This is a genomic window from Chitinophaga polysaccharea, from assembly GCF_902150045.1.
GTDB classification, from domain to species: Bacteria; Bacteroidota; Bacteroidia; order Chitinophagales; family Chitinophagaceae; genus Chitinophaga; species Chitinophaga polysaccharea_A.
In genome coordinates this window covers 1-23,613 of record NZ_CABFVU010000005.1, presented here as the reverse complement: position 1 = coordinate 23,613, position 23,613 = coordinate 1, and the positions used below count along the sequence as shown (strand labels likewise).

The window sequence follows — 23,613 nt, the reverse complement described above, 5'->3', positions numbered from 1 at the left end:
AATAAGGAGCAACAATTAATACATAAACCAACCAGCAGGACCACAGTTGACGGGCGCAGTGACAACGCGCCTTTCAACCTGGTCCTTTAAGATCTTTATTTCACGATCCCATCACTCAACCAAAACTATATATGTACTTTAATCTCAGAAAATCCTGTTATCACTACGTGATAATCCAACCACAGCTGCTGTGGCGCCGGCTGTCAGCCAAATCATTGTACATGATAAGATTTACAGCCGTTTTGCTACTTCCTTTTTGTCTGCGGCTATCAGCCCACAACCTGGTAAAATATGAACCGGTACAGGCGCCGGCCCCGGTAGCGGGCATCAGCGGCACGGTAACCGATGAACAAGGCAAACCACTGACCGGCGTTTCAGTTATGGTGAAAGGCGCCCAACACAGGACCTCCACCAATGAACAGGGACAATTCCACCTTCCCGGCGCCAACGCCGGCAACGCGATTCTTGTATTCACCATGGTGGGCTATGAAAGAGCAGAAATTCCGGCCAAAGGTAGTGAGCAGCTGCTGGTGCGCATGCGCCGGGCGGTCGCCAATATCGGGGAAGTAGAAGTGACCGGAAACACAGGCTACCAGAAGATCCCAAGGGAAAGGGCTACTGGCGCTTTCGATGTCATTTCTGCCAAACAATTGTCCAACCGCGTACAAACCAATGTACTGGAGCGTTTGGAAGGACAGGTTCCCGGTCTGGTGCTCATCAACGGCAAAGACAACGGCAAAAACAACGACGATGGGCTCACTATCCGTGGCGTATCTACCCTGTATGGCGCCAAACGCCCGTTGATCGTGGTTGATAATTTTCCCTTCGATGGTACTTTAGATGCCATCAATCCCAATGATGTAGCCAGTATCACCATTCTGAAAGATGCCGCCGCATCTTCCATCTGGGGCGCCCGTGCTGCCAATGGCGTGATCGTTATTACTACTAAAACCGCCAGACAGGGTAAGATGCAATTTTCCTATTCGAATAGTTTTCAATTTGAACCCAAACCAAACCTGGGCTATCTGAACCGGCTGGGTGCTGCGGACGATATCGCTATTAGTAATATGCTTGTTACGCCTGATATCGAATCAAAGCTACGTGGCAGGAAGGCTGCATTTTCCACCTTTGAACGGCTTTATATGGATTCCGTTGCCGGACGTATAACGCCTGAACAGTATGCCACGTCGATAGACTCGCTGCATCTTCTTGATAACAGCCGGCAAATCCGCGATCTCCTGATGCAATCACCCTTTACCCAGAACCATAGCCTGTCATTTATGGGTGGCAACGAGAAGAACAATTACTATGGGTCCATCCGGCTTACTGACACCAGGGGATTTGCTTTAAAAGACCGGAAAAAAAACTACAGCTTCCTGTTCAAGAACAATTATAACGTTTCTTCCAAACTATCATTCAACGTCAGTACCAACCTAAACTATACTGATGCTACACTTCCACCGGTCGACCCGGCATTTATCTACCGGTTGAAACCCTATTCCATGCTGCAAAACGCGCAGGGGCAGCCACAGGTTGTAAACCAGGTCACAGATCCAATCGGGTTTAATAGTTCCAATGCATTCACCATTGAACAACGGATGAAATGGGGTTTGGGGGATGAATCTTTCTATCCGCTCAAACAGCTAAACCTTATTGAGAACAACACCAATAGCATTTACGCCCGTTTGCAGGCAGAACTGAAATACAACATCATTCCCGGTGTAGATGTGAGTATCAGCTACCAACTCGAAAACAGTTATTCCTACAACAAGGTGCTTATCCATCCGGATGAGCCCCTGCTCGTAAAGAAGGTGAATGATTTCATTCTCCCACAGAGAGATACAGGCTATAATATCCTGACCAATCCCGATGGTACCTTGATCAATCCTGTTTATAATATACCCCTGGGCGGAGCAATTACCGAAAGTCGCAATGATTTTTCTTCTTATACAATAAGAGGATTGATTAATGTCAATAAAAATATCCGCCATGATCATAACATCGCCGCTGTAGCGGGTATAGAAAGAAGACAAAGCAAAGCCACCGGCAATCATTTTACAAAATACGGGTACGACGATAACAGCCTGCAATTTGTGGACATTGACATACAAAGGCTGAAATCCGTTCCTGGTATTTTAGGGCCTGCAGCGAGCTCCTACTTTGACCTGTCGGATGGCTATAGCTATACCCTGGACCGCTTTGTATCTGCATTCGGTAATGCAGCCTATACGTTCCGCGGAAAATATGTAACCAGTGGCAGCATCCGCATAGACGCCACCAACCTGTTTGGCACTGATCCGAAAAACCTGTATCGCCCTATGTGGTCTGGCGGTGTGAGCTGGATAGCTTCCAATGAACCTTTCGTGCAACAATTGGGCTTTGTAGACTATCTGCAAACAAGGATTACCTACGGTATAAACGGTAACATTCCCAAAAATAATGGCCCATTTATGATTGCCACAAACGGGACCAACTTCCTTAACAACCTGCCTTACAATAAAATTACCACACCGGCCAACAATCAATTAAGGTGGGAGAAGACTGCCATTACCAATCTTGGTATTGATTTTACGTTGTTGCACAGCCGCATTTCCGGTAAAGTGGATTACTATAAAAAGAAAAGCACCGACCTGTTGGGTGATCAGGCAATAAACCCCGTACAGGGCTTCCAGACAGCTTTGGTTAACACGGCCAGTATGACCAACAACGGATGGGAACTGCAATTAACCAGTAAAAATGTCAGCACTCCCCGGTTTGAATGGAGCACTACCTTAAGCTATGCCTATAACAAAAATAAGATCACTAAAGTAACGCTTATTAGCAATAATACCTCACCTCTTAGTATCGCCAGTAACAATCCATTTGTTGAAGGCGACCCCTATGGCGCTATGTACAGCTTTCGCTTTGGCGGGCTAACGCATGACGGTGGCCAGATTCAACTGCTGGACCCCAACGGGAAGATAGCGCCGGACAAAGACCATACGGATCTGAACATGATATATTACTCCGGTACCACCAGGCCCGTCAGTACCGGCGCCTTCTCCAATAATTTCAGCTATAAAGGATTTGATCTCAACTTCATGTTCGTCTTCTACCTGGGACAGGTAGCACGTCAGTCAATGCCGCTAGCCTCAAAAGGTGTCTATAGGTTTGATAAACGATTGGAAAGCTCCTGGAAACAACCCGGAGATGAAGCAACTACACATATTCCTAATGTGATCGCAGACTATACCGGTTACGGCTATACAAATAGCTATTATCGCTACTTCCTGGATGTAAACGTATTTGACGCCGGTTACATCAAGCTCCGCGACGTAAGCCTGCGTTACACCTTCTCACCAAAGGCCATCCGCAACTGGGGCATTGTAAGAGGGTTGCAATTAACAGCCAATGCAAGAAATGTGTGGACCATCACCCGTAACCACGAAGGTATAGATCCTGAAGCATTTAGCGGCGAGACCCGCACACTACCCGTAATGCCATCCTATTCCTTTGGCCTTAACCTTGACTTCTAAATCCGGTAACCATCATGAAAAAAATAACAATATTTCTCGCAACCCTAATGGGTTTAACGGCTTTCTTCTCCTGTAAAAAGTACCTGGATGTAAAACCTAAAGGCTACGTAATACCGCAAACGACAGAGGATCTGGAACGCGTGCTCAATGGGTTGGATTTGCAGCAGGCAATGCCTATTGAGCTGGAAAAGTTGTCGGATGATTACTTCTTAAGAGATGTAGACAAAGCATCCCTGTTAAAAGAGAATAGTGTTGACAGCCGTATTTATCTGTGGTTGGCAGGAATTTATTCCACGCCCGATGAGTGGAATAATAATGGCATCTGGGGCCTGATATATAACAACATCTATCAATACAATGCTGTTATCAACAACATTGATGCGGCAGACGGAGGCACTCCCCAACGCAAAGCCATCGCCCGCTCCCAGGCGCTGCTGGGCCGGGCCTGGTGCTACTGGTATCTGGTCAACTTATATTGTAAACCGTTTGATCCTGCCACTGCATCCGATGCCCCGGGAGTGCCCTGGATAACCACGAACGACATCAGTGCGCCGTTGCCCGGCAGAAGCACTTTACAAGCCACCTGCAATCTCATCAGGGCTGACCTGGAGGAAGCGCTTAAAAACCTGCCCGCAAGCACCACCAATCCCTATTTATTCACCAGGGCAGCCGGGCTCGGCCTCTTTGCCCGCACCATGCTGATGCAGCGCAACTATGCCGATGCAGCGAAAATGGCAGATAGCGCATTAAAATACAATGACCGCCTTATCAACTACAACACCGTTTACCAAACATCGGATGGCCGGTATACGCCAATTATCGATGCACCCTTTGGCAATATGCTGACATCTCCGGAAAATATTCATGTACATATATATTCAAACACCAGAGGCATGTCCGGGCTCGATATCAGCCCTGCCACCGCCAAAATGTTCGAAACACACGATCTGCGTAATATATTCATTAAGCCGGATACCGCTACCAACACAACAACCGGTAAACTGGACACCAGTTATATTTATAACGCCGATGTATTTTTTATCAACAACATCAGTATTACCACCCCGGAGATGTACCTGGTGCGCGCAGAATCCAATATACGCCTGGGGCGCCTCTCTGATGCCATGGCCGACATCAACCTCCTCCGCAAAAACAGGATCGTTAGCGCCTATTATAAACCACTGGAAGCTGCCAATGCCACACAGGCAATGAATATTCTGCTGGCCGAAAGAAGAAAAGAACTGCTGGGCCATGGGGCGCGCTGGTTTGATATGCGGCGGCTTAACAACGATCCGGTCTTTGGTTTCACAGCACATCATTATCTCAAGGATGGCACCAGTATCGATCTGTCGCCTAACAGTAACAGATATACGTTATTGATACCACCAACGGCGCTCACAAAAGACATCACGCAAAATCCATAATAAAAATCAGTCAATATGCTTAAACAGCCGGCAACGCTATTGGGCTTATTTTTACTGACCATTTAAAAAGAAACATAGAATAGTACAAAGGAAAGGAGGCTGTATCATAAATAACTTTTACCCGATTTTACTCGGGTACCGGGTGGAGAAAATTTTCGTATATGCGATTCTCACACCCATTAAGTTAGTTATGATACAGCCTCTTTTCCTTTTTGTGATCCCCATGGTACAAAACCCTAACCTTTTTCCAGGGCAGGCGCCGTAACCGTTGCGGTCTCTTCACTCTTTTGTTTCTTATCCTGTAAGCCCGTTTCTAACCGGTATATCTTTAACTTTAGCAGCTGGGCCAATTGGGCAATGGTTCCGGCGCCCAGTACTTCCATCACGGGTAAATCAATTCCCAGCTTAGATTGAATGGCTATGACCAATTCAACAGACATAATGGAATCAAATCCCAGGTCATTTAATCTGGCTTCTGGTTGCAGTGAATCTGCGGCAGTGCGGGTTATTTCAGCAATTAGTTGTTTAACACCATCCAGTACAACAATATCCCATTGATCTCTTCCCTGAGCCAAAAGGCTGCATACAAAATCGGGCAATGATCCACGCTGTCTGCTTCCCAGCAGTCCTGCTATTCTTTTCCAGGCGCCAGGGAGCGAAGCGGTCATTTTATTCCAGTCAACATCGATGATGCCGATGTGGTTTTGAAAGTGACTGATGGCTTCACCCATTAAATGAAGACCAATGGCTGGTGTTATGGGTCTGTAGCCAATGTTAACCACATGAGATTGCGCCAGATGATTCCTTACCAGCATGCCTGTTTCACCAATAGGCCCCCAACTGATACTGATTGCAGGCAAACCCCGTCGTATTCTATCCAGCACCAGTCCATCCAGAAAGCAATTGGCGGTGGTGTAGGCCAATTGCCCGGTATTACCTGTATAGCTTGTTACGGAGGAATAACATACAAAGAATTTTAGGGAATGGCCTTGAGTTTGCTCATGCAGGTGCCATGCGCCTAATGCTTTGGGCAAAAACACCTTATCAAAAACAGCGGGCGTAATTGATTCGATAAGGCAATCTTCCAGCACAGCCGCGGCGTGTATTATACCTGTCAATTTCAATCCTTTATCCAAAGAACATTGGAGGGCCTTTTTTACCGAAGCGGGCTCGGTTACATCCAATTGAATAGGATAAACAGAGCAACTGTAAGATTCAATTTTCTCCCGGATATGTCTTTCCTCATCAGGAATGCGTCCACTCCTGCTTCCCAATATAAGATGTTTCACTCCCTGCTCTGCCATCCATAGGGCGGTTCGTAAACCAAAGCCGCTGCAACCACCCGTTATTAAGACGCTTTCATTTTCATTGAACCTAAGCTTCTCCCCGACCTCCGGTACTGTTTCCAGGTCATGATTATTGAAATCAATTACCACTTTCCCGTAATGGTTACCTGACGCCAGCTTTTTAAACGCCTCCCGGCATTTAGCCCCATCAAGAACTTCATAAGGAAGTGAAGGCAATAATTTTCTGGTATAATCCCTGAGGAAATTCAGGAAAAACCGGCGGGCGATCTGAGGAGATACAGGAAGTATTTTATCCAGATCCAATGCAATGAATTGTATACTTTGATTGAAGGGAAGAAGTGAAAGTCTGCTGTTGGTAGTGATATCCTGTTTGCCTATTTCAATAAACCTGCCGAGGGTGCGGATAAGACGGAGACTTTTATGCAGGGCCGCTCCTGATAGGGAATTTAGTACCATATCCACCCCTTCTCCATTTGTATCCCTCAGTACTTCATCGTAAAAATTCAGCGATCTTGAATCATACACATGTGCGATACCCATCGATTTCAATAAAGCTCTTTTCTCGCTTGTACCGGCAGTAGCATATACTTTGGCTCCCCTGGCCAAGGCTATATTGCACGCCGACAATCCCACTCCGCCGGCAGCCGCGTGAATCAGAATGCGTTCGTCTTTTTGCAAGTGCCCCATTTCAATCAATGCCGTCCAGGCGGTATAGTACACGAAAAAGCAAGCCGCCTCTTCAAAAGAAATGTCATCCGGCAATTTGAATACATACTGTTGGTTAATGTTAATATGTGTACGTAACCCGTTGCCAATAAAATATACTCTGTCTCCCACCTGTAGCTGTTCAACAGAAGGATGGACCTGCGTAACAATACCAGCGCCCTCCAGGCCAAATTCAGTACCAAAGAAAGTATCTTCCAGGGCGGCCTCATTCAACATACCCATCGCCTTCATGACGTCTTTAAAATTGATTGAAGAAGCTGCCACTGCAATCTGCACCTCGTTTGCGCCAGGTGCATCGATCTCCATGTTTCTGAAAGCAAGGCTTTCCATTTTTCCTTTTTGCAGTATATCCAACCGGTATGTCCGGTTGTCTCTTCTCTTTACCGGCGTTTGAGCCCTTTGCGGAAAGCTGATGTCGTCCCTGACCAAAGCGCCCTGGTACCAGCCAGATGCGGTATAGATCAATTCCTCTTCTTCAAATGAGCTTTGCACCAGTGCTCTTAGGTCACTGTCCGTCGGTGGATGCTGCAAATCAATCGTTTTTAACTGTATATGAGGCATTTCAGTTGTAACTGTTCTGGCAAAACCTACTAAGGCAGTATGATGTGGATTTATCTTTTCAACTACAGGATTGATTTCGTCGGCGAGACCATATTCTATCAACAGTAATAACCGTTGCAGCTGTTTTCTTTTTACCGGGCTTTGTAATAAAGCTATTAACCGGTGACAATCTGTTAGGGTATCAGTTATACCGTTACCATCGGTAGCAGCTATATAGAGTAGCTGGAAATCTTTATCTTTTATCTCCACCAGTTCATCAATGGGTATAAACTGAATGGGCAGCGCAGACTGCAGCGAAAGCTTGTCGAATGTTGAACGATCACCTGTTGCCAATAAAGGAGTATGCGCATAATCATGGTTGTAAGCAAACCGGTACGGCGAAAAGGTATACTTGTATATCCAGTTTTGCAGTGGATCCAGTTCATTGCTGATAGCTACTTTTTTGCAGAAGAGCCCCTGCAGATCTACCAGTACATTGCCGTTATCATCCAACAATTGCAGGTTGCCAGAAAAACTGTTGGCATTTTGCCTGGTAATTTCACCTGTGCAATAAACAATAGGTGGGAGTGTTTTAAACACCCTAATCGCATCAATTTTAACAGGCAGGTAGGCTTTGCCCGGATAGGTGTTGGCCAGTAACAGCAAAATCGACTGAAAAGCACCATCCAGGATCGCCGGATGCACAATAGATTGCTGGCCGGTTGGTTCACCTGTGTATTGTAAAACAGCGAACACCTCGTTGTTATTAAAAAATGAATAAGATGAAATGGTCTGAAAATGTTCTTTATAATTCAATCCTATCGATGCAAAATATTGATAGGCATCAGCTTTGGTGAAAGTGCGGGGAAGCGCCAACAGGGTGTGTACATCTTTGCAGGGTAACGTGGCATATTTATCGGAGGTCCAGGCCATCCCTTTTACATGAGTTGTCCAGTTATCATTTACTTTTGACGAAATTGAAAAACTACCTTCCGGATGCAGGGAGGTAACCAATTCGGGGTACTCTTCTTCCTGAAAGGAAAATGCCGCGTTAAATTCCAATTGCTCAACAATAAGTGTTCCACCGGAGAAGTCGGCAGACAGCAGGGATAGAATACTTTCTACGTAGCCTGCCCCCGGGAAAACGATAGTGTTCCCGATCTGGTGATCTTTCAGGTAATGCAAGGCCGGCCGATTGATCTGGGTCCTCCAGGAGATGCCCGGGCCAGTCATTTTTTCCTGCAAAAAAGGATTCGGATTATTTTCACCCGACCGGAAACTGGCTATTTCCGCCGCCTGCGTCCAGCAATATTCCTTGTCCCAGGCATAGGCTGGCAGCTTTATTGTTTCACCTTTAATGCCTGGGTTCAATAAAACCGGCACGCCAGCGCCAATCAGCCCCTCTATGTTTTTACAGATAGCTTCAGATTCGTTGGTTTGCCGTTTCAAAGTAAAGAACGTGCTCACATTTACGCCGGATGCTGCGGCAATTTCCTTGATGGCACCGCCCAATACCGGGTGGGGACCAATTTCGATAAAATTAGTATAACCCTGTTTTATCAGTTTTTCAAGCGCCTCGCTGAAGAATACCTGCTGCCGTACATTCTTCCACCAGTAACCTGCATCATGTGTGGCTATATTCACAGCTTCTCCTGTTACGGTTGAATATATAGGTATGACCGGCGGGCGGGGTTGCACAAAGCCGAAAGCCTCCAGCAGTTCCTTCTTAAGAACATCGGTCTGTGACGAATGATAAGCTACCTGTACACGAACAAACCTGGAAAAAAATCCGTCCGCAGTCAATTGCTGGTCGAGCAGGCCTAAGCTTTCCTCTGTTCCGGCGATAGTAACCGATTGAGGAGAGTTGATGGTAGCAATTTCAAGATCTGGAAAGGATTGCAGGTACTCAGCTGCCTTTTCCTTGCTTAGCCCCACCGACAGCAAGGTGCCTTTACCGGCTATTTTTTCCAGAATATTGCCCCTATGGTAAATAATGCGCACACCTTCTTCCAGTGTAATTGTTTTTGCGATTACTGCTGCGGCAATCTCTCCTACGCTATGTCCTACTATCACATCTTTGGGAACGCCTTTCCCGGTTAGCATTTCACTCAAGCCAATCTGGATGAAGAAATTAGCTGCCTGAGCAAAATTGTTGCTGGTAATTTGCGAAGTTGCTGCATCTTTCTGCATCTCGGCCAGTAGTGAATAACCCGCAATAGCGGTAAATATAGCATCACAATTATCTAACGTATTTCTGAACACAACATCACACTTGTAAAGCTCCTGCCCCATTCCGTACCATTGAGGGCCCATACCGGTAAATACCCAAACCAGTCTTGGGTCTTTATTTGCTGTTATTCTGGGATATTCTCCGTTTAGTATTTTCATCTCCAGGGCAGCTACCAGCTCCTGCCGGCTGCCGGCCTCCACAAGCCATGAAAAATCATGTAGTGTTTTCCGCCGGGTTAGGGAATAAGCCAGATTATGCAGCGGCAGCTCTCTCTCTTTTTCCAGGAAACTCAGTAGGTTCACCGTATTCTCTTTCAACGCTCCGGCAGATTTTCCGGAAACAATGAACTGATATTTAATGGGCTGCTCAGGTACGTTAACCGGTACCGACGCATCGGGGTTAAACCTGGATAGGATGGCATGACCATTTGTTCCGCCATAGCCGAAAGAATTAACTGCTGCATATGCCGGTTTATTTTCCAGATACCAGGTGGCGCCCTGAAGAGGAATGTCGATGTTTAATTGGGTGAATGGTATGCCTGAGGACAACGGACCAAGGTTCATGTGCGGCAAAATTTCCTGGTATTTCAGTATCAATGCCGCCTTAATTACACCGGCTACACCAGAAGCCGCTTCCGTATGGCCTATATTGGGCTTTATTGAACCAACAGGTAATGCATGCGGTCTGCCTTTGCCGTATATGCTGCCCAGGGCGTTCAGTTCAATAGGATCGCCAGCCTTTGTACCGGTTCCATGCGCTTCAACATAGTCAATTTTTGACGGGTGTATGCCGCTTACCTTCAGCGCCTCCTGAATCACTTTTACCTGCGCATTCAGATTGGGAAGCGATATGCCTTCTGTTCTCCCATCCTGATTAACCGCGGTGCCTTCAATCACCGCATAAATGGCATCGCCATCAGCAATAGCTTTGTCCAGCGACTTTAAAACAAGGATGCCGGCGCCCTCCCCCCTGCCATATCCGTCAGCCTGTTCAAAAAAAGCTTTGGATCGGCCGTCTCTTGCCAAATATTTCCCTTTGCACATGAATATACTCGCTGCAGGGTTGAGCATTACATTTACGCCACCCGCAATAGCAAGCTCCGCTTCTCCGTTCTTTATCGCCTGGCAGGCCAGGTGAATGGCTACCATGGATGAAGAGCAGGCTGTATCAATGGTAACAGAGGGGCCCATAAGGTCAAAGGCATGGGAAATTCTGTTAGAAAGTAAAGTAGCGGAACCTGCTACCGCTGTATGCGTATTCATATATCGCAGCGCATCTCCGGCCACCCGCAGCATCAGATTATCCAGCATGAAGCTGCCGATAAATACACCGGTATTTGTTTTCCTGAGCGTACGTACGTCCAGTCCCGCGTCGTCAAATGCTTCATATGCAGTTTCCAGGAGTAGTTTTTGCTGAATGTCGAGCGTCAGGCTTTCTCTGCGGGAAAGGCCGAAAAAATTGTAATCAAAGTCGTAAATATTTCCTCCAAGGAATGCCCCCCGCTTTACATACATTTTTCCCGGCGCGTCCTCATTCGGATCATAAAATTTGTCCAGGCTCCACCTGTCTTCCGGTACGTCACTTAATCCATCATGGCAACTTCTTAGCAGACGCCAGAAACTTGCAGGATCAGTAATATTCCCTGCATACCTGCAGCCAATACCTATAATAGCAATTCTTTTCTTTTCCATGGCATGATTGATGAGAATAGTAATAGCAATTAAAAAAGATGTTTACGTGCGGAAAATTTCTTTTTTCAGAGCGATCTGAATTCGTTTTCATAAGCAAATTCATACAGGTCCTTAAATCCCTTCACTACATCTGCCTCAGCAACATCAGACATAATTCCCCGAAGTGTGACAGTATCAAATTGATGAACCGGAGTAGACAGATAGCTGGAAAACATGGGACCTATTGTTTCATAATATTGCTTTTCCAATACTGACATGCTCCCGGGCGGGGGCTCGCATGCTGTCAGATCACATTTTATTCCCGCGTAATTGCACATGGATTGAAATAAATAAGCAACGGGCACATGCCGGGAGCTAACGGCATTCAGCTGGCCAATAGCATCATTTTCAAACGACCTGACAATAGCTTTGGCTACGTAATCAACCGGCACAATATTCATGCTGCCGGCAGGGTTCGCCGCTATCCTGATCTTCTCGCCCATACGAAGGATATTTGATAAACTGCACGCGTATAGAAATTTTCCAAACAAGTAAAACACGTTAAAAGTGGGAGTATAATATAAGGGTTCATCCAACATACGGCCACATATACTTGATGGCCTAACAATCTGCCAGGCTTTGCCATGTTGCCGGCAATATTTGATGAGTTCAAACTCCATTTTTATTTTAAATCTTTCGTATGGGTTACGGTTTTTAATTTCTTCATTTAAAACAGGGTCACCACCGGCATCGAATTGTATATACTGATCGGTGATCACACCTTCGTGATGACCTATTGAAAAAGCGCTGCTGATAAAAATGAATTTGTACAATTTCGGCGTACACCACGCCAGTAGATGTTTTGTAGCCAGATAGTTATGGGTAAAGGCCTTTTCATTCGCAGTGGAGGTATTGGACAGGTCGGTTTCCGCAGCGGTATGAATAACGTGCAGGTTATCAAAATTTTCCAGTGTGACAAGGTGGGCTGCATTTAATTCTTCAATACCTGCTTCAATCAACGTTATATGCTTCAATAGATCATTTACGGCATATCCTTTTAAATATGCCGGTCTGTAACGATGAGCAATAATGGTCTTTAACCGTTCCAGGCCAGTTTGGCCTGACTTGGTGCGTATTACAACACCCAACGCACCCATTTTCCTCCCTGATGCATATAGATACAATAATTCATACAATACGTGCCTCCCAAGTATACCGGTAACACCAGTAAGCAATACATTTGTATTGGTCATAAAGAACAATAGTTGGTAGTCAGAAAATAAGAAGACAATTAATCTATCGGGTTTTTACAGGAAAAATAAATAGCGGTTATTCTGAGTAAATTAGATTATTGCCGGTTCAACAAAGATTTGTCTATTTGCATAAACCACCCAGGAAGATAATGGCAGAAATCGTTGTGAAAATTTTTACTAACTAGCTTAACATTCCAAAATCCTGCTGTGCAAAAACTTAAGCAAGTAAAATATTTTCCGGAATTAAATAAACTATCTTTTTGTTCATTCTGCAGCAGGACTATTCATTTTGTTCATTTAATAAATCCCACTTCAAATCAGATTCTCATTTAGATATCTTTGAAAGTCAGGGATGAGTTTTACATTGACCTCATCACTGGATAACCACACAAATCCAGCTTGAAAGTCGGATACTTAAGCACTGCCGGACAATTGGGCAGTGAGGGCATTACAGCAGGTCATGAGAATTGAAGTATGTTTCAAAGCTAATGGGACTAGCTCCGTAAAGCATACAGAGATCTATGCTAAGATCCTGGATAAGGAATTGGACAAAGCTATGCGCGCATTTGATAAAAAATAAGTGAGGGAACGTTTTCCAAAAATGTACTTACTGTGTGCCCCTAAAAGAAAAAAGATCTTGTAAAGACTATTTACAAGATCCTGCAAGTATTTTTTTGTGAACCTTATGGTACAAAACCCGAACCTCTTTGTTTTTGATCTTAAAAAATCAGCTGAATTAACTGATCTATGCTCATTTTACGCTGGATGCTTTAGATGGCTTCGGTCCCGGCGGTTTTTCCAGGAAACACCATATGGGAAAACATTCAACCGGAGCATGCCGTAGCCCTGTATAGATTTCTGGGTGGCCGCAGAAGTGGTGTTGCCTGTCTTAACTAATTTCTTAAAATCTTAAAGCTAAAACCATGGCACAGAAAGCGATTGTAAAGCTCAGAACAAAACTGGTGGTTGGCACCGGGAAAGGTGCCTGGACCTATATTATATGGGACGGCGTAGGAGATACCTTTGGCCCAAGGCCTGGATTTAGATCCAGGTACTAATAGTTGAATGTTTTAAGACATCTATAGAGAGAGCAGAAAAACAAAGCCACAGAACGCGTTTAGTAGTTTGTAGCTTTGTTTTTCTATATACCGGTATACCGGCTGATTTCTTCCCCTTATTTTGACAACGCTTCCCTGATTTTAGTTTCAGTAATGGCGTCACTGGGACGGGGAGCATCATTATCAAAAACGCGACCTTCCTTATCAAGGATGATGTACCGCGGGATGCCCTCAACGTTGAATATTTTGGCAATCTTGCTTTCACGCACACCTTCTGCCAACACGTGTAGTCCTTCTATTTTGTCTTCTGCGATAGCGCGTTTCCATTTTGAAATATCGTCATCAAGACTGACATAGAGGAATACCACGTCTTTATTGTTGCCGAATTTTGCATGAAGTCCCGGGGCGCCATTTTTCATCTGGTAGCGACAGGGGCCGCACCAACTCGCCCAGAAGTCGAGGTATACGGCCTTTCCCTTGAAATCGGACAGTTTCACCGACTTGTTATCCTGGTCTTTTAATTCTACAGGAGGCGGTACCATGCCTACTTCTACAGCGGCATACTTTTGGTATACCGATTTCAACTCCTTATACCAGGCTGGAAATCCAACATTTTCCTTATGATATTCTTCTATCATATTGCGGTATTCGGATGGTTTCTTAGCGCTTCCCAACAGCATTTCCAGGGAGCGTGCCATTGCCAGTGCACGGAGCCTTCCGGGACGATAAATTTTCGCGGCGATGCCGTAAAGGCTAAGTGACCACTGCGCATTTATTACTTTTTCATCTAATTGATGCTGGCTGAACATTTCCTTTTCACGCAGAAATGCAGGATAAGTGTAAGTCCACAATGAAGCTTCAGCATTACTTTGAAGTTGTTGGCCCGCAGCAGCCACTTCCTTTTCAAACGCCCAGTAACCCGTTGGCAATAACGCTGATTTTTTCTTATGCTGATACATAGACAAAAGTCCAGGTGCCTGTAACAGCGCTTTAATATATTCTGACTGGATAGACGACACAGCATATGTCAGGAAGCCCTTGGAAAGACCCGTTTTATTCTCCTGCAGAATTTGTTGTTGTCTTTTATAACAATCCTGTATTGCTTTCACCCAGTTGTCCGGCGTTATTTTCTCGATATCAGACTTTTTATACTGATCGGTTTTACATTGATTGAGCAGCGCTAACACCTGATTATTCGCGGCGCCTTTACCGGAGAACAGCACAGGGGCGCCGTCTTCCTCAGACTGGCAAACAATTTCAAGACTATCTTCCGGTTCCAGGAAGAGATCAATCCGTTTCCTAACCGGAGCCGCATACAATATACCTTCAATTGCCTTCCCCAACCCGAAAGAGAGCCTGGCAACACCGGCTGCATCCGGGCGAGCTTCCTGCCGAATTATCCGGAAAGGAAAATCAGTATGATCGGAGAGTGCTACTCCGATTTTGGCTGAATCACCTGTTGCGCCCTTTATTCTGGCGATGATCACCGTATTTTGCTGTGCCAGGGTATAGCTGGTAATTCCCAACAGCATGCTCAAAAATAAACCCTTCATAATAATCGATTTAAACGTTTATCAACTATTTATTTACCATCCCGGGCTCTGCTGAAACCGGGGTATAACGGTTTGTATTTTCTTTACTTCATCCAAAGGCACTGGCATACGATACATCTGCGGAGCACGGAACACTCTTTGTCCTACTTCAGTTTGCTGATACCGAAAAGAGCCATCCGGCTGTCTGACGATCCGGGTACCGTGCACGGGTCCTGACAGTATGGTTGCAGCAATATTCCAGCGGCGCAGATCGAAAAAGCGCTGGTCTTCAAATGCCATTTCCACCCGTCTTTCATTTACGTAACGTTCCCAGGTATAGTCGCTCTCCGCAATGGGCGGCATTCCACTTCGTTCCCGTACCTTGTTTACATATTGGAGCGACTCTCCGATATTACCCAGTTGCCATTGCGCTTCAGCATAATCCAATAAAATTTCTGTATAACGGAAAAGGATATACGGTTGAAAGCTGTAGGGAAGCGTCCGGGTATTACCAGAGGAAAAATATACAGGATCGAGAAACTTCTTCAGGTAATAGCCGGTTTGTGTGGAGGTGGTCAACAGCTTATCTTTTCCACCATCAAACGTCTCCACTGCACGTCCTGCCCAGGGCGCTCCATTATATAAAATGCTGGCATAAAACCGGGGATCGCGTCCTTCGTAGGGTTTTGCCGGGTTGTACCCCGACGCCGGATCTGTGATGGGTCTCCCGTTTTGCATCTCATAGGCATTCACCAGGTCCGCCGTGGGAGCACAATCGCCACGACCGCCATAACCAGTAGGCTGGGTAAACAAATCCAGCATCGATACAGGCTTACCGTTGATCGAATATTCCCGGTAAAAAATCAGCTCTTTGTTGGTTTTGTCGAGGAAAATCCGCTGATAGTCATTATGCAATGTATAACCATCGGTCAGTTGCATTACCTTCTTAGCAGCATTTGCAGCATTTTCCCAGCGTTTTCGTTCACGGGCCGGGTTATTGAAAGGGCTGGCGGCATATAGCAGTAAGCGCGTTTTGTAAGCCATGGCAGCACCTTTGGAGGGGCGACCTGAAATTACAGCCGACCTGTCAGGCAGCAATAGCGCCGCTTTATCCAGGTCAGCCACAATACTGTCGACACAAGTCATGTATGGGCTCCGGTCTGTGAATACATCACCACCAACTTGTTGCACGTGAAGGATTAACGGTACGCCCAACTGCTCCGGGCCACCACCATATAGCCGTAATAGTTCCTGGTAAAACAGGGCCCGCAAAAAATAGGCTTCACCGGTCAATACGGACTTGCTCTCCCCTTCCGGTAGTTTAGCAACATTTTCCAAGAAGATATTCGTTTGCCGGATACCCATATACATAGTTGCCCACATATAATTCAGGTTGGTGGACTCTGCATTGAAATTCCCAATAGCCAACTGATTGGCCCGGGAAGCTGCTGAGGAAGACACCGCTTCATCTGTGGCCTGGGCCAACATCAGCACATCCAAATAGGATATGCCCATTCCGGCCCAGGTACCGGAATAACCCGACGGTACCAGGTTGTAAATGTTGTTCATAAAAGCGCCGGCCGCTATAGCATCTGCAAATACCGCGTCTGTACTTAGACTGACGGGCTTGATATCCAGCAGTTTCTTTCCGCATGCGGTTACTATTACCAGGCAAACCGGCAATATGCCTCGAATAATCTTTTTATAGCGCATAAGTAAATTTTAAAATCAGAACTTCACTTCCAGCCCGCAGTTGTAGGAACGTTGTATTGGATATACCAGTGCGCCAAAGCCATCACTCCTGATTTCCGGATCATAAAGCGTTAGTTTACTCCAGGTCGCCAGGTTCAGCGCGCTCGCATAGATCCGTATATGACTGATGCTCAGAGGACGTAGCCAGCGTTGTGGCAACGTATAACCCAGCACGACATTTTTAATGCGCAAGTAGCTGGCGTCCGTGAGCCAATAGGTGGAACGCTGCTTGTTGTTCAGGTTATTGATGAACAAACGCGGGTAAGTGACCTGTGCATTTTCCTCCGGCGTTTTATCCGGAGACCATCTACCCAGGTGTTGTTCAAAGGCATTTCCATTGAAAACCGTGTTGCCTCCCTGAAAGGCCCATGCGGGCAGCGACTGCAAATATTCAGAGACCTTGGCCGTCCCCTGCAGTAAGATGCTAAGATCAAAACTCTTTAGTCCAATCGTAATATTAGCGGCATAGGTAATAGCCGGTACTGGTGAATGACCAATACGGCGCATATCTTTTTGATCAATGATTCCATCGCCATTCAGGTCTTTGTAGCGGATATCCCCAGCTTTGACAGTGGATTTGGGAACATTATAGGGAGTGGGTGATTTTTGAGCTTCTTCATCCGTCCGAAACAAGCCATCGGCGATATATGCGCCCCGCTCCAGCCCACTGGTAGGGTCAACAAACTGATAGTAGTCCTGTGTTGTGCCGGAACGCGCCAGTACAGGATTGGGTTGACTCTCCGGCACATAATCCAGTATACTTCTGGAAAAGCTTACATTTGGGCTGATGCTGTAATGCAATTTGCCCAGGTCATATTCATGTTTTAATTGTATCTCAAATCCCCGGTTAGAGACGATGCCTGCATTCATCAGTGGTAACTCTGCCCCAAAAGTAGCCGGGTATGTAGCTATCGGTTGGGCTAAAATGTCGGTAGTACGTTTATAAAAATAGTCTGCTGTCAAGGTCAGGACGCCGTTCCAAAAAGACATATCCAGACCAAGATTGGTAGTGGTGGCTTTCTCCCAGGTAATGCCGGGGTTAGACAAAGCGCTGGGCGCCAACGTAAAAACGGCATCGTTATTAAACGTTGGTCGCGCCATGGTGCTATTGAAAAAATCCAGGAAGGGAAAAACGGAACTGATTTTGTCGTTCCCTAAGCGGCCCCAGGAAATACGCAGTTTCAACTGGTCTATAAAAGAGAGTGCAGACGCTCGTTTAAAAAAAGGCTCCTCCGCTACATTCCAGCCGGCCGCCAGGGAAGGGAAAAAGCCCCATCGGTGTCCTGGTGCAAAATTAGCGGAAGCATCATAACGGAAATTCGCTTCTGCCATATAACGGTCAGCATAACTATAGCTCGCCCGGCCAACATACCCTACCCTCGCGTTCTGATAAATATTGCCGGAGTTGACAGCTGTCTTCGCATCTCCAAAATCCAGGTAGTCCAACTGCGGGCTAATAAACCCACTCCTGCTGCCGTTCAGAACTTGTTGTTCTTCCTGTGATTGTGTGTATAAAAACAGGCCATTCCAGGTATGTTTATCAATTGTGCGATTATAACGCAAATGGGCCTCCAATGTTTTGGTTACATACTGGTTGGCATATTCTACCAGGAATAACCTATCGTAGTTAAGCTCCTTGAAATAGAGTGTGGCAGCATCTCCAAAAACCCGTGGATTTTTACTAAAAGTTTTTGTGTTACCATAGTTCCTGTTGTAAGATGCTACTCCTTTAACAGACAACCCCTTTATAAACGGGAGCTGTTGTTCTGCCGATAACGTTCCCTGGAGAGAAGTAGTTCCAATTCGCTGATAGCCGGTTTTATCTTCACTGGTGCTCCATACTGGATTAACAGCATTGCTCAGGTTTCCGACGGCCCCCCATTTGGATGGATCATTGCTAAACCTGTTGGGAACAACCGCAGGCGTCTGAAACAGGTCGGTAAACATTTCGTAATTATTTCTGGCCGGCTGATTTTGTATGGAATATACCGCATTCAGGTCCAGCGCCACAGTCAGATTTTTGTTGACACGCGCATCTAGATTGGAACGAACATTATACCGTTTGTAGTGATTATTGGAGGTAAAGCCTTTTTCATCCGCATAGCCCAGAGACAGATAATATTTTGCCGATTCAGCGCCACCGCTCAATGACAGATTATGCCTTGTCTGGCTTCCATGAGATTTAAGTGCTGCTTTCCACCAATCGGTATCAGGGTACTTATCAGGTTCATCACCGTCTTTAAAATGCTGCAAGGCAGATTGGCTCCAATAAGGCTCCAGCCCTTCGTTTTCTAATGCTTCATTGTACAACGCAGCAAAATCATAAGCGTTCACCGGTTTAGCCATACGGGTATACTGCTGGATACCGGTTAATATGCTGTACCCCAGCACCGGTTTGCCCGATTTGCCCCTTTTTGTGGTGACCAATATGACCCCGTTAGCCGCACGTGCTCCATATACAGCAGCGGCAGTGGCATCTTTCAGCACGGAAATACTCTCCACATCGTCCGGATTAAGGTTGCTCAGTTCATCTGTTTCCTCTAGCCCATCGTATGTCACATTTCTTGGGACGCCATCGATAATCACCAGTGGTTTATTGCTATGATTACGGTCATTAATAGTGTTCATTCCACGCACAGTAAGATTCGAACCGGCGCCGGGAGCGCCTCCATTATCGCCCGCGATGGAAACGAGTCCCGGTAAACGGCCTGCCAGCGCATTGGTCAGGTTCACGGCGCCGCTCTTTTTGATTTCGTCGCCGCCAACGGTCGCCACCGAACCTGCATAGGTGATTTTTTTTGCCGTACTATAACCTATTACCATTACTGCTGAGAGATTTCCAGACTTGGACTGCATGGCTACGTCAACAACCGTATCGTTCTTTACGGGTAGCGTCCGCGAAATATACCCTACACAGGAATACAACAGACTATCTGTTGCCGTAGACAGGGCTATCTTATAAAAACCGTTGCCGTCTGTAACTACTCCATTGGCATGGCCCTTTTCACGTACCGAAACACCCGGCATCCGCTCACCGGCACTATTCGTTACTACACCGGATATAATGCGGGACGTTTGACCTCCTGCCTTCTTACAAAGGATGATTAGAAACACTAAACATCCGATCGCCCCTGACAGCGCGAATTTTCTGTTCATCTTCAAAAATTTGGAGATAAATGGAAACAATTGGCTTTTATACTGGTACCAAATGATCGTTATAACAACGAGATACAGAAAAACAGATTTTTACCCTCCGCTTTTGTGATTTTTTGATTTTTTCCCGGATAATAAAGGAATGACCAGGAACTTCCCCTAATGTGAAGCTGACCTCTTAGCCACCCCTTTATTTCAATTGTCAATCATATCCCAGCGCAGATTCCCGCGTGATCTATTAAACAAGTATAATAAGAGGCTCTCTGGTAAAGATTAAGTCTGACCGGATTTTGCGCTAATCACAATTTCAGCGAAGCGTCCAGCAGGTTAAATACAAAAGAGATGCTCGATTATAAAGATCTTCTTGAACATGCGCTGCCCCCTCCCTGGTAAACTGTACCGTGGAATTGATCCTGGCCGGCCCCTCAGCAAAACAAGCAGAGCTAATTTTAATAAAAGTTTGGATCAACGATAGACAGCAGGATACACTACAATTCTATTTGATACGGGAGCCGAAGCGACTGTTATTGACTTCACGACTGCGGTACGCCTGGGAGGTCGTACAGGTATTTGCCAGTGCGTTCCAGGATCTTGTTTTTTTCGTTGATGATGTCTTTAATGGCGTGCGTGTAGAATTGTTCGTCGGGGTGTTTTTGTTCGGTTGATGCTTGCTGCAGGTCAACGTGAATAAATTTTTCAAAAAAGGATAATGGGTAATACTGTTGCATATTGGTGGTTTTAAAATGCGTGCAGTATAGTTTTGGTTGCGTAATGGTCATTCATAGTCACATGATCGGGGTCTGGGGTTGTGATACGCTAAGTATTAACAGGGGTTGAATATATCGGGCAAAAAGAAGATATTAACGAGTTGTTAATCATGTACTTACCAAAGCAGACGCGCCTTTCAGCCTGTCTGCCTTGATAAGTTAGATTCAGGCAATTTGAGGTTAAACCGTTGCTTCAATACCTGCATGTCCTCACTAACCTTACTAGCCACTATCTTAGCATAAATCTGCGTGGTGCGTATGGATTTATGCCCCAACATGCCTCTTAAGCATATCATTTGTCCTGTTTAATATTTAGGGATGTTTTATTGATCGATTCTGGCAGTATTCTAATAGTCAGCTGTTGTAGTTCAGTTAATATTTGAAGAAAGGCTGAAATAATAGCAATAGGATCTTCCTTTTTAAAGTCTGCCATCGTTGAATAATAATCAACGAAATTTGTATGAATATGACCTGCAATTTTATTTCGAACTGAAGCTAATCTTGAAGAATAGTTGGTTTTAAACTTTTTAAACCCATTTGTAAAATTCTTAAAATCTACAATTAAAAGTGGATGATCTTCTGTAATTAGTTTATTCAACAATTTGTTGTATTCTTTGTCATAGTGCATAATTGTTTCGTATATGGTGAGATATCCTTGTTTAACATAGAATATCTTTAACCAATCAATATTTGCTGCACTATCTACCCCCCTACAAACTGTCATTAAATCTAGTATCGATATCGTTGTAAGCGCACTAACTTGGTATAGAAGATTTATTTCGTCACGAAGAGTATGTCCTTGTGATACCCCGCTTTTAGAAATAGGACCAGAAAAATCTACATCGCTCGTTACCATTAAATGAAGCTTTTCCAGCATGTCTGTAAAAAACATAATCCCTTCTTCAGTTTCTTTATTTAACCATTGTGAACTTTTGTTTTCCAATTTTTTTTAAAATTTTAACCCAATTTAATAAATTAAGTTTTTAATCAGATACTTATCAAAGCAGACGGACCTTTCAGCCGGCCTGCCTTGATGAGTTTAAATTAAGCCACAGCCTTGCTCAGCATGGATTCCGGTAATTTGAGGTTAAACCGTTACTTCAATACCTGCATGTCTTCACTCACTTTACTAGCTACTATCTTAGCATAGATCTGCGTGGTGCGGATAGATTTATGCCCCAGCATGGCGCTCACGGTTTCCAGCGGCACACCGTTGGCCAGCGTAACGGTGGTGGCAAATGTGTGCCGCGCGGTGTGCGTGGTGAGGTTCTTATCAATGCCGCAGAGGTCTGCTATTTCTTTGAGGTATCCGTTAAAACGTTGATTGCTTTTGATGGGCAGCAATACATTGTTGGCAACGCAGTGCGGGTGTTCGCGGTACTTCCGCAGGATCTATTTGGCTAACGGTAACAGGGGAACGTTTTCACGGCACCAGGTCTTTTCCCTGTTTTTCACGATCCAGTCTTCGCCGTCGAAATATTTGGAGATACTGTCGGGAGTGAGTAGCAGCGCGTCTTTATAGGCGTAGCCGGTGAGTGTCATAAACACGTAGGCGTCTTTTGCTTCCTGCAGGCGGGGAATGGAAAATTCTTTATGATACAGTGCGCTGAGTTCTGCCACGGTGAGTATATCCCGCTCCGGGTTGATATAGGAACATACATAATCCTGCAAGGGATTACACTGCAACCATTCCGCTGGACCGCCAGTTTTAACAGCTGCTTGGTGTTCTTCAGGTATTTCATGGCGGTGTTGTCCTGGATACCTTCCGTAAGGGTGAGGTAGTCGAAGAAATCTTCCGCGAAGGAAAACTCAATTCTTTCGAGGGGGATATCTTTCATTTTGAGAACGCCGGAAAGAAAAGCGGTGATCTTGTCCTTTGTGGTGAGCCATTTTTTGTAGGTACTGTTTTCGCGTTTTCCCTTATCTACCTTTTCTTTAAACTTCCCGTTGTGAAAATCTACGACCTGCAACAGTGTTTGTTTTTCCTGATGAACACCCAGGTAGGCGTTTTTAATCATAGTGGGGACAACAGCTGATCCCTGCTTCTTCAACAGGTTGTAGTGGCAAAGCAGCTCACCTTTAACATGCAATAGCTGGTCATTAATCTCAATTACCTCTATTGATCTGCCCATGACGAAGCCCGCCCTCTTGTCAAACCTGGAGGGATCAACCTGATAGCCGAGAGAAAAACTGTCTTTGGGTAATCCGGTGACGGTGATACGGACGCAGATAGTTGCTTTGCCGCTGGGTTCATGGTATCGTACCGGAGATATAAGAGGATTGATAAATCCTGACTTACTTTCATAGTCTACTAAGTTTTGGTTACCGATTTTTGGTATTGTTTGGTGTTTTTTGGATTGGTTTGCAAGTCGCCAAATCATTTACCGGTAAGCATCTCAGAAAAAATCGTCTACAGTAAATTAAAAATTTTTACTGTAGACGATTTTGCAGACTCTCAAAATCGTGGATCAAGTTGAAAAGTTGGGGGATGTCCATAAATTTTAGGCATAAAGTTTAGTCAATCTATAAAGAAAGAATTCTACATCCCGCACCCCTCGTAGTGCATTTCTAAAGGACTTTACTTTTGCATTGAATGATTCTGCAGCCGCATTGGTGGCTCTGTTGTTGAAGAAGTTGAGGATACCCAGATAATGAGTTCTGATAGTCCTGGCAACGGTCTTGAAGG

The 23,613-nt window shown here is 45.3% G+C and carries 13 protein-coding genes and 1 pseudogene; 3 read left to right on the top strand and 11 right to left on the bottom strand.

The features are described 5' to 3' along the window. Positions 1–221 precede the first annotated feature (221 nt). Positions 222–3,515, top strand: coding sequence for a SusC/RagA family TonB-linked outer membrane protein (locus FN124_RS28160; protein ID WP_185937427.1), 3,294 nt, complete (start codon positions 222–224; stop codon positions 3,513–3,515). A gap of 14 nt (positions 3,516–3,529) precedes the next feature. After that, a complete protein-coding gene (locus tag FN124_RS28155; RefSeq protein WP_142688138.1) occupies positions 3,530–4,939 on the top strand; it encodes a RagB/SusD family nutrient uptake outer membrane protein in 1,410 nt (469 codons plus the stop codon). 236 nt (positions 4,940–5,175) lie between these two features. Here the strand turns inward: FN124_RS28155 and FN124_RS28150 are convergent, their stop codons facing one another. Both FN124_RS28150 and FN124_RS28145 read right to left on the bottom strand, forming a co-directional pair. Then, positions 5,176–11,433, bottom strand: coding sequence for a type I polyketide synthase (locus tag FN124_RS28150; RefSeq protein ID WP_142688137.1), 6,258 nt, complete (start codon positions 11,431–11,433; stop codon positions 5,176–5,178). Positions 11,434–11,498: 65 nt separating this feature from the next. After that, positions 11,499–12,665, bottom strand: coding sequence for an SDR family oxidoreductase (locus FN124_RS28145; protein ID WP_142688136.1), 1,167 nt, complete (start codon positions 12,663–12,665; stop codon positions 11,499–11,501). 923 nt (positions 12,666–13,588) lie between these two features. Here FN124_RS28145 and FN124_RS31580 point away from each other — a divergent pair. After that, on the top strand, positions 13,589–13,723 hold the full coding sequence (locus tag FN124_RS31580) for a hypothetical protein (protein ID WP_260607604.1): 135 nt from the start codon (positions 13,589–13,591) through the stop codon (positions 13,721–13,723). 116 nt (positions 13,724–13,839) lie between these two features. Here FN124_RS31580 and FN124_RS31575 read toward each other — a convergent pair. The 9 genes and pseudogenes from FN124_RS31575 to FN124_RS28100 all read right to left on the bottom strand — a co-directional run. Beyond that, positions 13,840–14,244, bottom strand: a pseudogene (locus tag FN124_RS31575) (TlpA family protein disulfide reductase); the annotation flags it as partial. Between the two features lie 1,065 nt (positions 14,245–15,309). Then, on the bottom strand, positions 15,310–16,968 hold the full coding sequence (locus FN124_RS28130) for a RagB/SusD family nutrient uptake outer membrane protein (RefSeq protein ID WP_142688134.1): 1,659 nt from the start codon (positions 16,966–16,968) through the stop codon (positions 15,310–15,312). A 15-nt stretch (positions 16,969–16,983) separates the two neighbouring features. Beyond that, positions 16,984–20,163: a SusC/RagA family TonB-linked outer membrane protein gene (locus FN124_RS28125; protein WP_142688133.1), complete on the bottom strand. Its 3,180-nt coding sequence runs from the start codon at positions 20,161–20,163 to the stop codon at positions 16,984–16,986. Between the two features lie 530 nt (positions 20,164–20,693). Next, positions 20,694–20,888, bottom strand: a complete 195-nt coding sequence (locus tag FN124_RS28120) for a hypothetical protein (protein WP_142688132.1) — start codon at positions 20,886–20,888, stop codon at positions 20,694–20,696. A 331-nt stretch (positions 20,889–21,219) separates the two neighbouring features. Beyond that, positions 21,220–21,870, bottom strand: a complete 651-nt coding sequence (locus FN124_RS28115; RefSeq protein WP_142688131.1) for a hypothetical protein — start codon at positions 21,868–21,870, stop codon at positions 21,220–21,222. A gap of 152 nt (positions 21,871–22,022) precedes the next feature. Further along, positions 22,023–22,271: a tyrosine-type recombinase/integrase gene (locus FN124_RS28110; protein ID WP_185937426.1), complete on the bottom strand. Its 249-nt coding sequence runs from the start codon at positions 22,269–22,271 to the stop codon at positions 22,023–22,025. A gap of 48 nt (positions 22,272–22,319) precedes the next feature. Next, a complete protein-coding gene (locus tag FN124_RS31045; protein ID WP_185937425.1) occupies positions 22,320–22,475 on the bottom strand; it encodes a site-specific integrase in 156 nt (51 codons plus the stop codon). After that, a complete protein-coding gene (locus FN124_RS28105; RefSeq protein ID WP_185937424.1) occupies positions 22,466–23,059 on the bottom strand; it encodes a phage integrase SAM-like domain-containing protein in 594 nt (197 codons plus the stop codon). Before FN124_RS28105 ends, FN124_RS31045 begins: the two co-directional genes overlap by 10 nt. 369 nt (positions 23,060–23,428) lie before the next feature. Next, the coding region (locus tag FN124_RS28100) for a transposase (RefSeq protein WP_142688128.1) at positions 23,429–23,613 on the bottom strand (185 nt) is incomplete at its 5' end.